This window comes from Candidatus Salinivivens marinus, from assembly GCF_965655845.1.
Classification (GTDB): Bacteria; Pseudomonadota; Alphaproteobacteria; order Rhodobacterales; family Rhodobacteraceae; genus Salinivivens; species Salinivivens marinus.
Genome location: NZ_CBFHHX010000006.1, coordinates 13,207 through 27,370 on the forward strand (window position 1 = coordinate 13,207; position 14,164 = coordinate 27,370).

The 14,164-nt window shown below is 41.6% G+C and carries 12 protein-coding genes; 2 read left to right on the plus strand and 10 right to left on the minus strand.

Features of this window, described 5'->3' with window-relative positions; translation table 11 throughout:
* Positions 1–8: 8 nt before the first annotated feature.
* Positions 9–1,535, plus strand: coding sequence for a Ppx/GppA phosphatase family protein (locus ACTF5Q_RS06620; RefSeq protein WP_438953852.1), 1,527 nt, complete (start codon positions 9–11; stop codon positions 1,533–1,535).
* On the opposite strand, the gene ACTF5Q_RS06625 is transcribed toward ACTF5Q_RS06620, so the two are convergent.
* The 7 genes from ACTF5Q_RS06625 to ACTF5Q_RS06655 are packed head-to-tail and all read right to left on the minus strand — an operon-like array spanning position 1,536 to position 9,500.
* A complete protein-coding gene (locus ACTF5Q_RS06625) occupies positions 1,536–2,213 on the minus strand; it encodes a TerB family tellurite resistance protein (protein WP_438953853.1) in 678 nt (225 codons plus the stop codon). It lies immediately after the preceding gene.
* Complete coding sequence (locus ACTF5Q_RS06630; protein WP_438953854.1) at positions 2,214–2,765, minus strand: GNAT family N-acetyltransferase; 552 nt, start codon at positions 2,763–2,765, stop codon at positions 2,214–2,216.
* On the minus strand, positions 2,723–3,343 hold the full coding sequence (locus tag ACTF5Q_RS06635) for a VOC family protein (RefSeq protein WP_438953855.1): 621 nt from the start codon (positions 3,341–3,343) through the stop codon (positions 2,723–2,725). Before ACTF5Q_RS06635 ends, ACTF5Q_RS06630 begins: the two co-directional genes overlap by 43 nt.
* A gap of 37 nt (positions 3,344–3,380) precedes the next feature.
* Positions 3,381–5,510, minus strand: a complete 2,130-nt coding sequence (gene scpA / locus ACTF5Q_RS06640; RefSeq protein WP_438953856.1) for a methylmalonyl-CoA mutase — start codon at positions 5,508–5,510, stop codon at positions 3,381–3,383.
* Between the two features lie 42 nt (positions 5,511–5,552).
* Complete coding sequence (locus tag ACTF5Q_RS06645; protein ID WP_438953857.1) at positions 5,553–7,553, minus strand: acetyl-CoA carboxylase biotin carboxylase subunit; 2,001 nt, start codon at positions 7,551–7,553, stop codon at positions 5,553–5,555.
* A gap of 3 nt (positions 7,554–7,556) precedes the next feature.
* Positions 7,557–7,916: a hypothetical protein gene (locus ACTF5Q_RS06650; protein ID WP_438953858.1), complete on the minus strand. Its 360-nt coding sequence runs from the start codon at positions 7,914–7,916 to the stop codon at positions 7,557–7,559.
* 51 nt (positions 7,917–7,967) lie between these two features.
* A complete protein-coding gene (locus ACTF5Q_RS06655) occupies positions 7,968–9,500 on the minus strand; it encodes an acyl-CoA carboxylase subunit beta (protein WP_438953859.1) in 1,533 nt (510 codons plus the stop codon).
* Between the two features lie 177 nt (positions 9,501–9,677).
* On the opposite strand from ACTF5Q_RS06655, the gene ACTF5Q_RS06660 reads away from it, so the two are divergent.
* On the plus strand, positions 9,678–10,886 hold the full coding sequence (locus tag ACTF5Q_RS06660; RefSeq protein WP_438953860.1) for a multidrug effflux MFS transporter: 1,209 nt from the start codon (positions 9,678–9,680) through the stop codon (positions 10,884–10,886).
* 14 nt (positions 10,887–10,900) lie between these two features.
* On the opposite strand, the gene betA is transcribed toward ACTF5Q_RS06660, so the two are convergent.
* The 3 genes from betA to ACTF5Q_RS06675 are packed head-to-tail and all read right to left on the minus strand — an operon-like array spanning position 10,901 to position 14,134.
* Positions 10,901–12,562 carry a choline dehydrogenase gene (gene betA, locus ACTF5Q_RS06665; RefSeq protein WP_438953861.1) on the minus strand — a complete coding sequence of 554 codons (1,662 nt, stop codon included), beginning with the start codon at positions 12,560–12,562 and terminating at the stop codon, positions 10,901–10,903.
* Between the two features lie 57 nt (positions 12,563–12,619).
* Positions 12,620–13,543 (minus strand): DMT family transporter, encoded by a 924-nt coding sequence (locus tag ACTF5Q_RS06670; protein ID WP_438953862.1) that lies wholly within the window; start codon positions 13,541–13,543, stop codon positions 12,620–12,622.
* A gap of 3 nt (positions 13,544–13,546) precedes the next feature.
* Positions 13,547–14,134 carry a LysE/ArgO family amino acid transporter gene (locus ACTF5Q_RS06675; RefSeq protein WP_438953863.1) on the minus strand — a complete coding sequence of 196 codons (588 nt, stop codon included), beginning with the start codon at positions 14,132–14,134 and terminating at the stop codon, positions 13,547–13,549.
* Between the last annotated feature and the right edge of the window lie 30 nt (positions 14,135–14,164).

Below are 14,164 nucleotides of genomic sequence, written 5' to 3' on the forward strand. Positions count from 1 at the left end.
GATCGTAAATGCAAGACCTTGCCGTAACACCGCCTCTTTTCAAGGAAACGGTATTCGATGATCCATCTGTTCGAAACCTGTCCAGAGTAGGTGTTATCGATATTGGCTCCAACTCAGTACGTTTAGTAGTATTTGATGGAGCCGCCCGCTCACCAGCATATTTTTTTAATGAAAAAATAATGTGTGGTCTCGGTGTAGGGTTATCTTCACATGGCCGGCTGAATCCCGAGGGACGTACCAGGGCAATCTTGGCAATAGCTAGGTTTAAGCAGTTGGCAAAATCTATGGGCATTAAAGAAGTCACAGCAGTGGCCACTGCAGCGGTTAGAACTGCCTCTGATGGACGGGATTTCTGTCAAGAAGTTATGGAAAAAACTGGTCAGTTTATTGCCGTGATTTCGGGAGAAGAGGAGGCCAAACTATCAGCCCAAGGCGTACTGACAGGTTGGCCGGGAGCATACGGCTTGGTATGCGACTTGGGCGGGACATCACTCGAATTAGCGGAAATTAGCAACGGAAAAGTTGGAGCCTGCGCAAGTGCTGAACTTGGTCCATTAAAACTAATGGATATTGATACAAAGAAGGAACGTCTTGAATATATAAGCTCCCAATTATCTCACCTTGCTAAATCGTTTTTTCCCCAAAATAATCGATTATTCTTAGTCGGTGGATCTTGGCGTGCACTCGCACGAATAGATATGGAAAGATGTGATCACCCGTTAAGGGTTTTGCACGAATATCGCATGGAAAAAAAATCTATTAAAGAACTTAAATACTTTATTAAAGATCACGGTCTGGAAAACATAGCAAAACAATGCTCAATCTCAGCAAGTAGAATAATGTTTATCCCATATGCAATGGAGATTCTTGAAAAGTTATGTAGTGTTTTTAAACCTAAGGATATCGCCATATCAAGCTACGGGATAAGAGAGGGCATGTTGTACGAAAAAATGCCTCAGATGCTGAAAGATAGGGATCCTCTAATTGAAGCTTGTAGATTTGCAGAAGCAAAGGACTCGAGAGTGCCAGGCGCAGGAAAAGCGCTTTTTAACTTTGTTAAACCCCTATTCTCAAATGGTAAAAAGAGCCAAACGCGGCTAATTCAGGCAGCATGCTACCTGCACGATGTATCGTGGCGTGCTCATCCTGATTATAGACACGAAGCTTGTTTTGACTATATAACAAGGGCTAATCTAGGTGGCTTGAAACACTCGGAACGTGTGTTTTTAGGTCTTGCTCTCTTGTTTCGATATAAAAATAGTCACTCCAGAACATCTTTTGATCCTTTACTGCGCTTGCTAAGCTCGACGCAAATTAAAGATGCTGAAATTCTCGGTAAAGCCATGCGATTAGGCGCAAATCTCTGGGTTAATTCCCCACATTCAGAAGCATATTTAAAATATGCTAAAAAGAAGAACAAATTATTACTGAAAATAGGCGAGCTCGAGAAGAAGCGACTGGGCGAGGTTTCACTTATCAGACTAAACTCATTGGCTGAATCACTTAAAGCAGAAGTCGAAATTTCTAATGTTTAGTTACATATTTTCCACAATTTTCTCATAAGCATTATTAATCTGAGCCAGTTTGGTTTGAGCTAATTTAATGGCTTCCTCTGGCATACCCCTGGCAATAACTCGATCAGGGTGACATTCTCGTACTTTTTCTTTGTAAGCCCGTTTGATTTCCTGCATTTCAGAATTTGGCAAGACACCCAAAATTTCATGCGGGTCCAGATCCTCAAATTCCACGAAACGAGCTTTTAATTTCGAAAAATCACTATGAGAAAATCCAAATATTTCACTTACATTACGCAAAAATTCATTTTCTTTGGGATGATACTCCCCATCAGCAAGTGAAATATGAAACAAACTCTCCATAAGATCGGATAAAGTCTGATGCCGCTCTCCAAACATCTTTCTAATTCTGCGAGCATACACTTCATACCCAGCAACATCCTGTCTAGCTAAGTCAAATACTTTTCCGGCCGCCGCAACCTCTGACTCAGGGATATGGAAAATTCGCCGGAATACTTTAACTTCTTCTTTTTTAACGTTTCCGTCTGATTTAGCCATTTTTGCACCCAGTGCAATTACCGCAATTGTGAATGCAACAGATTTCTCAGGCGGAGTTTTTAATTTTGAAAAAATCTTAGCTAAAGGTTCGCCCTTAGCTAGCATGGAAATAGCAGTAGTTATTTTTGTCCAAATAGACATTTAAAAATCATCTCTGTGATCGGTTTGCAAAAATTTTTGCATCAAAATTAAATCAAGCCATTTGTCAAATTTGTATCCAACTCGGGGAAGTTCTGCCACAGCTTGGAATCCTAAAGATGCATGAAACTTAACAGCTCTTTCATTAGAACCACTAACGCCAGCAAAAATTGATTGAAAATTTTTTCTTTTTGCGTCTTCTAAAAGACTAGCCATTAGTGCTTTACCCACACCGCACCTTTGCATGTTTTCCGAAATAACTATCGTATGCTCTAACGTTTTTGCATAGCCAACACCGGCGCGGAATTGAAAATATGTGGCGAATCCAATTATCTTACCTTCGCATTCACTTACAAAAAAACCATAATTTTTTTTATTTGTTTCGAGAATTGTATCTTTAATTTCTACCTCAGTTTTTATGCGGCTATTAAACGTATTTAAGGTACAGCTAATGTTAGCATTCCAAATGTGCATAATAGCCTGAGCATCCTCGGCAGATGCATCGCGGACAATTATTTGATTATTACTGTATTGTTCTGTGGAGTTTCTATCCATAGTTCGTAAGATCCTGCTCCAGACGTAGAAAGAAATTCTATACGCTGATCAGATAATAATCCACTGAAAGATGAACACAAGTTGGTAGCAGATTTATGTTTGATAATAAATTTTTTTAAACGGATCCCGTTATCTTTAAGCGTCTCCGTAGGGTGCACTGATCCCCCCCAATCAATTAGTGCAGGCGCAAATCCCTCATATGGAAGTTGGCCGTCCTCCGGTACGGTAATATTCCACGTCAGGGATCCGCGCGAAAGATTTAGTATCTCCCCCATTCCATGCATTAAATCATTTGGAACAAATTCACTAAAACTAGTGCTGCAGACCCAATTTGTTATTCTCGGCTGACCATTGAAATTATCCAAGTTAAACCATCTAGGAACCCGCTCGGGAACTAATTCTGGAGATACAGCAATAATTTCAAGGTATGTGTCGCCGAAAGAAATTAATTTGTTGTGGGTGCCAAATACTGGATGTTCACCTCCAGGATCAGCCTTTACACCAAGCCTATCTTCGATAAATTCCTGACCAACCAATAAACTCTCTGCAGAAATCACAATATGATCTAAATTCAACATAGGCGGGCCCAACAGAGGAGTAGTTTCAATTATTAATTTAGGCTTTAGTTTGCCTAATTAACTCTAGTATTTTAGATGCTGCCGCAGGAATGTTGGTTCCAGGACCAAAGATTGCTTTGACGCCCTTTTCGTAAAGAAACTCATAATCTTGCTGAGGGATGACGCCACCACAAATCACTAAAATGTCTCCAGCATCGCGACTTTTGAGAGCTTCAATGAGCTTTGGTGCAAGTGTTTTGTGTCCCGCTGCTTGAGAGGAAATACCTATAACATGAACATCATTGTCAATTGCATCCTGTGCTGCCTCTTCAGGGGTCTGAAATAAAGGGCCCACGTCTACATCAAAACCTATATCTGCAAAAGCAGTTGCAATTACCTTTGCTCCGCGGTCATGGCCATCCTGGCCCATTTTCACTACCAACATTCGAGGACGCCTTCCCTCGTCTTTAGTAAACTTTTCTAACTCATGCTGTATGGCAATGAAGTCTTCATCTCCTTCATATGCGGCCCCGTAAACTCCTGCTAAAGTTTTAACTTCAGCACGATGACGCCCAAACACTTTTTCCATTGCCATTGAAATTTCTCCCACAGTTGCGCGAGCCCGCGATGCATCAACCGCCGCCGCCAACAGGTTACCACCACCTCCAGCTGCTTTTTCTAAATTAAGAAGGGCCGCTAAGCAGTTCTTTTCATCACGCTGTTTCTTTATATTTTCTAATCGTTTTACTTGTGCGGCTCGGACCGCATCATTATCTATGTCACGAATGTCTAATTCATCTTCCTGAGTAAGCCGGTATTTGTTCACACCAACTATAACTTGATCACGGCGATCTATATCAGCTTGTCGCTTAGCTGCGGTTTCTTCTATTCTTAGCTTCGGCATTCCAGCGGCTACAGCTTTTGTCATGCCACCCATTTCGTCCACTTCTTCTATTAACCGCCACGCGGCATCGGCCAGATCAGCAGTCAATTTTTCCACGTAATATGAACCTGCTAATGGATCAACGACATTGGACACACCTGTTTCTTCTTGCAGAATTAACTGAGTGTTACGGGCAATACGGGCACTGAAATCTGTAGGCAGCGCCATTGCTTCGTCCAGCGCGTTTGTGTGAAGAGATTGAGTGCCTCCCAGAACAGCAGACATTGCCTCATAGGCAGTACGGATAACATTATTATAAGGGTCCTGCTCTTGTAATGACACTCCTGATGTCTGACAATGGGTTCTAAGCATTTTAGATCTAGGATTTTTCGCCCCAAGATCTGTCATAATTCTGTGCCAGAGCAAACGGGCAGCCCGCAATTTTGCTGCCTCCATAAAAAAGTTCATCCCAATTGCAAAAAAGAATGATAACCGACCTGCAAAAGCATCTATGTCGAGACCTTTCTCAATAGCTTTTTTAGCATATTCCTTTCCGTCAGCCAAAGTGTAGGCCAACTCCTGAACAAGGCTCGCTCCAGCTTCTTGCATATGATATCCAGAGATAGATATGGAGTTAAATTTTGGCATTTCACTAGATGTGTATTCAATAATATCAGCAACTATTCTCATTGACGGTTCAGGAGGATAAATATAGGTATTTCTTACCATAAACTCCTTAAGAATATCATTTTGAATGGTACCGGAGAGATCAGATTTCTTATGCCCTTGCTCTTCGCCTGCAACAATAAAATTAGCTAAAACTGGAATTACTGCACCATTCATTGTCATAGATACAGAAATTTCATTTAACGGTATCCCATCAAAAAGAATTTTCATGTCTTCGACGCTATCGATCGCAACCCCAGCCTTTCCGACATCACCTATGACGCGCTCATGGTCACTATCATAACCTCTGTGTGTTGCTAAATCGAAGGCAACTGAAACACCCTGCTGTCCAGCGGCTAGTCCACGTTTGTAAAAAGCATTAGACTCTTCCGCGGTAGAATATCCAGCGTATTGCCGAATTGTCCAAGGCCTGCCAGCGTACATAGTAGCCTTCACACCTCTTACATAGGGCTCAAATCCCGGCAAGTTGCCAAGGTGTTCAATCTCTTTGAGGTCTTCTTCAGAATAAACTGGCTTTACCTTTATGCCTTCAATTGTTGTCCAATCTAGCTCTGCTACTGATTTACCACGAAGTTCTTTTTCTGCCAGTCTTTGCCAATCTATCTTGCTTTTATCCACTACAAGCTCCTAAATCTATATTTTGCAATGAACATAGGATTCTCAGCCGAACTCAAGTATGATATCATCAACGGCCAAGCTATCTCCAACACTAGAATTAATTTTAGCTACAACGCCTTTACGTTCTGCTCTTAAAATATTTTCCATTTTCATCGCCTCAACGGTACATAATGGCTGACCCTCTTGGACCTCCTGCCCTATCTCAACATCAATCTTTACAATTAATCCTGGCATTGGGCACAGCAACATTTTGGAAGTATCAGGCGGAAGCTTTTCTTGCATATGTTTCGATAGTTCCGCTTGTCTAGGCGACCTGACAAGAACCTTTAAATCCGCTCCTCTGGTGCGCATTCTGAAACCGCCCGTTACCTTGTTGATTTTAATAACTAAATTTTTATCACCAGCTGTCATATTTGCTAATTTTTTTCCTGGCAACCAGTCTCCAGAAACACGAATGGATGTTTCATCCTCAAAAATTACATTTGCTCCAGCGGTATCAGCTATTACATTCACCAAAAACACTTTCCCAGCAACTTGGACCACCCAGTCATCACCAACACGTCTTTCGTGATTATCCATCCTACCAGAGATTTTTGTCCTCCGAATTTCTGCTACACGATTCATAGCCGCAGCACATGCTGCAAGATCTTTTATCTTATCATCACTTAAATCAACACCATTAAAACCTTCTGAATACTCCTCAGCAATAAATGCGGTAGTGATCTTACCAGAAATAAACTTTTTATGATCCATGACAGCAGATAAAAACGGCAAATTATGCCCAATGCCCTCCACCTCAAATCGGTCAAGAGCAATCCGCATTTGCTCAATAGCTTTCGCCCTATCAGGAGCCCAAGTACAAAGTTTTGCGATCATAGGATCATAGTACATAGAGATCTCGCCACCTTCGTAAACGCCTGTATCATTTCTGACAATAGAATGTTTATCCTTTATTTCAGCAGGAGGTCGATAGCGGGTTAATCTTCCAATTGATGGTAGAAAATTTCGATAGGGATCCTCTGCATAGAGGCGGCTCTCTATTGCCCAGCCTGTCAGCTTTATATCCTTTTGGGTGATTGATAAAGGTTTGCCAGTAGCCACTAATATCATCTGCTCCACTAAATCTATGCCGGTTATTAGCTCAGTTACAGGGTGTTCAACCTGCAACCGAGTGTTCATCTCCAGAAAATAGAAGTTTTTGTCTTTATCTACTATAAATTCCACAGTTCCTGCACTGGAATACCCAACTGCTTTTGCTAGGTTGCAAGCTTGCTCACCCATTTCTCTACGGGTATTTTCATCTAGAAAAGAACTTGGTGCTTCTTCAACTACTTTTTGATTTCTTCGCTGTATAGAGCATTCCCGCTCTCCTAAATAAATACAGTTACCTTTAGTGTCTGCCAGCACTTGGATTTCTATATGTCGAGGTTGGGTTACAAATTTTTCTATGAAGATCCTATCATCTCCAAAGCTGCTGGCCGCTTCATTTTTTGAGGACTGAAAGCCCTCTTTCACTTCGGTATCGTTCCAGGCTATCCTCATCCCTTTACCACCGCCACCTGCAGAAGCTTTGATCATTACAGGATAACCGATCTTCTCACTTATACTTAGAGCCTCATCCTCATCCTTTATTACACCGATGTAACCTGGAACCGTATTCACTCCAGCTTCCTGTGCAATCTTTTTCGATGTGATTTTGTCACCCATACTTTCGATAGCATTCTGGGGTGGTCCAATAAACGTTACGCCGATATCAGATAATGACTTAGCAAACTTTGCATTCTCAGATAGGAAGCCATAGCCAGGATGAACAGCTTGAGCATTAGTTTTTTTAACTGCAGAGGTTACCTTTTCTATATCGATGTACGATTGATTGGCTGGAGGTGGTCCAATATTGACTGCCTCATCTGCCAATTGCACATGCAAAGCGTTCCTGTCCGCATCGGAAAAAACAGCGACAGTCTTAATTCCCATTTGTTTTGCTGTTTTTATTACGCGGCAAGCGATTTCACCTCGATTGGCTATCAATATTTTATCAAACATCGTTCATCCTCTCTGATCGGAATCAAAGGTTTCAGGAAAATTAATTTTTATCAAATTGAGATCTAAAATAAGCTTTGCCTCATATGATTTGGCGTCAAATTCGTCCTCATATGCTTTAACTTCTCGTCCAAACAGCCAACTTAAACGACCGGCATCCAAATTACCTCTTTCAAAAGGCTGATCCCAAAACTGTTCCATCAAAGCTCTAACAAAACCATTATCCGCTCTTTTGTCAGCTGACTTACGGTCTCTGTACCGTTCCCGCTCTACAATCGGTGTGACCCCCTTAGGATTAGGCCTTCGGATAGTAAATTGATAGTCTGTTCCGGGCAAGCGTGATGGAAATCCTCTGTGCTTCATCATAGTGTTAAAAAATCCAAGAAAAACAATTTAATATGCATATAGGTCTTTCAGTTAAAGAGGTATATTATCGTGTTTTTTCCACGGATTTTTTAATTTTTTATTCCTCAAAGCTGCAAACGCACGGGATACCCGTTTTCTAGTGGAGCGTGGTTGAATTACTTCATCTATAAAGCCTCTTTCCGCAGCGATAAATGGGTTGGCGAAGCGATCCTCATATTCTTGAGCATGCTTTGAAATCTTTTCCTTATCACCTAAATCCGCGCGATGGATTATCTCTGTTGCACCTTTTGCACCCATCACAGCAATTTCAGCAGTAGGCCATGCATAATTAAAGTCTCCTCTTAGATGCTTCGATGACATGACGTCATATGCTCCCCCGTAGGCTTTTCGAGTTATAACAGTAACTTTTGGAACTGTTGCTTCGCCGTAAGCAAATAGCAATTTCGCACCATGCTTGATAACGCCGCCATATTCCTGTGACGTACCCGGTAGAAATCCTGGAACATCTACTAAAGTTAGGATTGGGATTTCAAATGCATCACAAAACCTAACAAATCGAGCCGCTTTTCTCGAACTATCAATATCCAGACATCCAGCTAACACCATTGGTTGATTTGCAACGACACCAACTGTCTGACCTTCCAAGCGAACAAAACCCGTAATTATATTTTTTGCAAATTCACCTTGTATTTCGTAGAAATCACCTTCATCCGCTAACTTTTCAATTAACTCCTGCATATCATACGGGGTATTTGGGTTATCCGGTATTAATGTGTCTAAAGACGACTCTATCCGATTTGGGTCATCAAAAAATGGCCGCACGGGTACTTTTCCGCGATTATTTAAAGGTAAGAGGTCGACGAGCCTCCGTACTTCAAGCAAAGCTTCGATATCGTTTTCAAATGCTGCATCTGCAACAGATGATCTTTTTGTATGAGTTGATGCACCACCAAGTTCTTCCGCGGTTACTACCTCATTAGTAACTGTTTTAACAACATCTGGGCCAGTCACAAACATGTAAGAGCTATCTTTCACCATAAATATAAAGTCGGTCATCGCGGGTGAATAGACAGCACCGCCAGCACACGGCCCCATGATCACTGATATCTGAGGGATTACTCCTGAGGCCATTACATTGCGTTGGAAAACTTCTGCATAGCCAGCAAGAGATGCCACGCCTTCTTGAATTCGAGCTCCGCCAGAATCATTAAGCCCAATGACCGGTGCTCCATTTTGGATTGCCATATCCATTATTTTACAGATTTTTTGCGCATGCGTTTCAGACAAAGACCCTCCAAAAACTGTAAAATCTTGGCTAAAAACATACACCATTCTACCATTTATAGTGCCCCAGCCTGTCACAACCCCATCACCGGCAGTTTTAGATTGTTCCATGTCAAAATCATTACAACGATGCGTAACAAACATGTCAAACTCTTCGAAACTATCCTGATCCATAAGAATTTCAATTCGTTCGCGAGCCGTTAACTTTCCTTTAGAATGTTGGGCTTCTATGCGATCTATACCTCCACCCAGACGCGCATTTTCTCTTCTCTTTTTTAATTCTTGCAAAACGTCTTTCATCAAAAACCTCAAAATTCAGCTCGCTAGTTTGTAGACATAACTAAGGATAAATGGAAGATTTATTTCCGCAACGTCAGTTGTTCGAAGCATCAATAGTTACCGGAAATCTGTGAGGCATTTATTGTCTTATGATATCTGGACAATTATCAACATCGCGTATATCGGGTTTGAATGACAATGTTAGAGACTGCTCGGTTTTTAGATAAAAAATCACAACCACATACGTTTACTCTCGTAGTACTAGCTAGCATTTCTGCCATGGCTATGAATATATTTCTACCAAGCCTTCCATCGATGGCTGATCATTTTAATACGTCAACGGCAACTTTGGGCCTAACCGTAGGCCTATATCTCGCAGCAAGCGCTGTTATTGGAATATTCGTTGGGCCCATCTCAGATTTATACGGACGACGACCAGTCATTCTGACCTCACTAGCAGTTTTTATTATTTCTTCTATTTGGTGTATTTACGCACCCACAGTTTTCTGGCTACTAACGGCAAGAGTATTTCAAGCCTGCGGAGCTGTAACTATTGTTTTATCCAGAGCAGTTATACGGGATACAACCGAAGCAAATTTAGCTGGTTCCAAAATTGGTTATGTAACGATGGGCATGGCACTCGTCCCTATGGTGGCCCCTGGCGTTGGCGGGTTTATCGATGCATACCTCAGCTGGGAGTATAATTTTTGGGCTTTAGCCTTCGCGGGCCTCATAACTTTTGTCCTAGTTTACTTCGATCTTGGCGAAACTGTTCTAGACCGTAGCTCTTCCATTTTTGAACAATTTAATGATTATCCCACATTGCTAAAATCACGTCGCTTTTGGGCTTATTCCGTAGCCTCAGGCCTAGGTGCTGGTACCTTTTTCGCATATCTTGGAGGTGCTCCATACGTAGCTTCAGAAGTTTTTTACCTACCACCAGAAAAATTAGGAGTTTTCTTTGGAGCACCTGCGATAGGTTATTTTGTTGGTAATTATCTGGCAGGTCGGTTTTCGACTCAGGTTGGGATAGACCCCATGATATCGATCGGTATGCTCATAAACGTATCAGGCATGGTGTTATCACTTGCTTTAAGTATTCTGGGATTTGGCTCGGAATGGAGTTTTTTTGGCACAATGACATTAGTAGGATTAGGAAATGGAATTTCTTTACCGAACGCTAATGCAGGATTATTATCAATCAACCCTAAATTGGCGGGAACAGCTTCTGGTTTGGGAGGGTCAATAATGATAGGTCTTGGCTCTATACTATCAGCTATGGCTGGAATTTTGCTGACTGGTAGTAGTACTGAAATACCACTGATTAGCTTAATGTTGATATCTGCCTTCCTCGGCCTCTTATGCACTTTTTACGTGATAAGACGTAACAGTCAGCTTAGTGCTTGAAACGGTTCATACTATTACCGCTGCTGATCTTTCCAATTGGGATGCACCCAAACATTTTCATTAGCACGAGGCATTGGATCTTTACCTAAAATATGGTCACTTGCTTTTTCACTCACCATTATAGTTGGACCATTTAGGTTACCGTTGGTTATTTGTGGGAATATACTGCTATCAACTACTCTCAATTTTTCAATACCGATAACTTTTGTGAATTTGTCAACTACTGCCATAGGGTCACTTATGTCACCCATCTTACAAGTGCCACATGGGTGGTAAGCACTTTCTACATTTTGCGAGATAAATTCATCAAGTTCATCATCAGTTTGCAGACTATCACCAGGCTGAATCTCATACTTTATAAATTTTTTAATCGAAGGCTGCTCAAAAATTTCTCGAGTCAGGCGAATACATCTTCGAAAATCATCCCAGTCCTTCTCAGTGGACATGTAATTAAATAATATTGCCGGATGATCATAAGGGTCATTTGACCTGAGAGAAACCGATCCACGAGATGGACTTCGCATTGGACCAACATGCGCTTGAAAACCATGCCCATTTACTGCAGCCTTTCCGTCATACCGTACAGCAATCGGAAGAAAATGATACTGAATATCAGGATACTTAACACCAGCTTTTGTTCTAATGAAAGCGGCGCTTTCAAACTGATTAGACGCTCCTGGTCCTGTTTTACTTATCATCCATCTTAGTCCAACGTAGGCTTTACCTAATAAATTCCAATATTTGTACAAACTTACAGGTTCATTGGCTGCCATCTGTATGTATAATTCCAGATGATCTTGCAAATTCTGGCCAACACCAGGACGGTCTGCCACGACTTCAATTCCGTTCTCTTTTAAATGTTTAGCAGGCCCAATACCCGATAACATTAACAATTTTGGAGAATTTATAGAGGAAGCAGATAAAATCACTTCTTTACTAGCATTCAAGACGGCTTTTGCCTGACTAATGTCATCATATTCGACTCCCGTGGCTTTACCATTCTCAATTATAATTTTTCGTGCAAAACCTGAAACCAGCCGACATAAACCCGTTTTGATTGCTGGTCGCAAATACGCTTTGGCAGCTGACCAACGTTGACCCTGAAAGATGGTGTGATCCATTGGGCCAAAACCTTCCTGTTTTCTCCCGTTATAATCATCAGTCACCTCATAACCTGCCTCACAGCCGGCATTTACAAATGCTTTTACTAATTTATTTGATCTTGACCCTCGAGTTACATGAAGTGGCCCTGATTTTCCTCGCCATGCTGGGTCACCACCGTGACCGGCTGAATTCCAACTCTCTAGCTTTTTAAAATAAGGTAAAATGTCAGCATAGGCCCATCCTGACGCACCCATCTCGGCCCATGTATCATAATCCAAAGCATGTCCCCGAACATACACCATTCCATTAATACTTGAGGAACCACCAACAACTTTGCCGCGAGGACAAGCTAGACTCCTACCATTCAAATAGGGTTCCGGTTCTGAAAAAAAGCCCCAATCATATTTAGGCATATTCATTGGATAACTTAATGCTCCTGGCATTTGAATGAGAGGGCTTCTATCACTGCCTCCATATTCCAGAACTATTACCCGATGACCAGCTTCACACAATCTGAAAGCAGTTGCACAACCGGCACTACCGGCACCAACGATTATATAGTCTGCTTCCATGATGATTAATCACTCCTGACCGCCAGATTAAACATACACTTTGATATAAGACAATTGTTACAACTTCGTCTCATGGGTCACAGGTGTGACTTGTTTCTTTTTTGACACCGCTTCCCTCCAAGTCATAAAACTTACCGAGGAAACTATTATAATGCCGCCTGCGATAACAAAAGGATCTATATTTTCGTTGAAAAACAGAGCACCAACGGAAATCGCCCAAATTAGCTGTAAAAATGTGACCGGTTGTGTCACCGTAACTGGTGCTGCCATAAAGGCTTTGGTCATGGTATAGTGACCCAAAGTAGCCAGAACTGCGACCCCGAAAAGGATCATTAGTTCATCCACTCTCGGCGGCACCCAAACGATGTATGCAAGTGGAAATAAACCTATTGTGACCAGTATAGATAGCATGATTACTACTGTCTCGGCGCTTACCCGATTTGTGAGGTGCTTAGCAAAGAGATATGAACCTGCAAAGAATATCGCAGTACCCATCATTGCAACATGCCCCACACTGACTTCTCGAAACCCAGGCCTCAGGATGACCAAAGCACCGACTAATGCAAAAATAACAGCAAGAACTCTGCGAATTGCCATTTTTTCATTTAAAAACAATACGGCACCCAGCGCTACATAAACCGGTGATAAGTAGTTCATCGCGGTAACTTCCGCTATAGGAATTTGCGTCATAGCAAAAAACCAAAGCACAACAGCCAAAGTATGGAAAATCCCTCTTGCTATGAAATTGACCCATAACACAGAGTCTAATTTATCCTTCAGAGATGTTTTTAACATTGGGATCAGCAATACTAGACCCAGCAAGTAACGCAAAAATGCCGCCTCAGGAGCCGGCACTCTGGGTCCTAAAATTTTTACAAGAACAGTTACTCCTAGGAAAAGTAGTCCCGTCAATACCATCCAGAGTATTCCAAGAATTTCTGGCTGATTAACTCTAGTAACCATATTTTTTTGACCCGCCATAGCTTAATAGTTTCCCAGTATTAGCGACAAAGCAATAGACCACATAACTAGAGCGATAAAAACATCTAATACACGCCATGATTTCTCATTACGAAAAAGTGGTCTAAGTAACCTAGCCCCAAAACCTAAGCTAAAAAAGAAAACAAAACTGGCAACAACAGCCCCTACTGAAAATAGCAACGGATCCTTACTTTGATTGGCGATAGCTCCCAGAAGTACTACTGTATCAAGATAAACGTGAGGGTTTAGCCAGGTTAACATTAAACATGAAATAACGGCCTTGTATGGAGATTTAAGTACACCGTCTGCCTCTAAACTCTTACCACCCTTAATTGCTGATTTGATCGCGTAAAAACCATAAAAAAATAGAAATGCAGAACCTGCATAGGCAATAAAGCCAGTCAAGTTGGGAAATGTTTCAAAAAATACTCCAACACCAAAGACACCGAAGAGTATCAAAATGGCGTCAGAAGCTGCGCATACCAGGCATAATAAAGGAACAAACCGCTTTATTAGACCAGCTTTGAAGATAAAAGCATTCTGCGGACCTATCGCAAGTATGAGTGATAAGCCCAGGAGAAACCCAGACAAAAAATTTTCCAAAAATTTATTACCTTATTA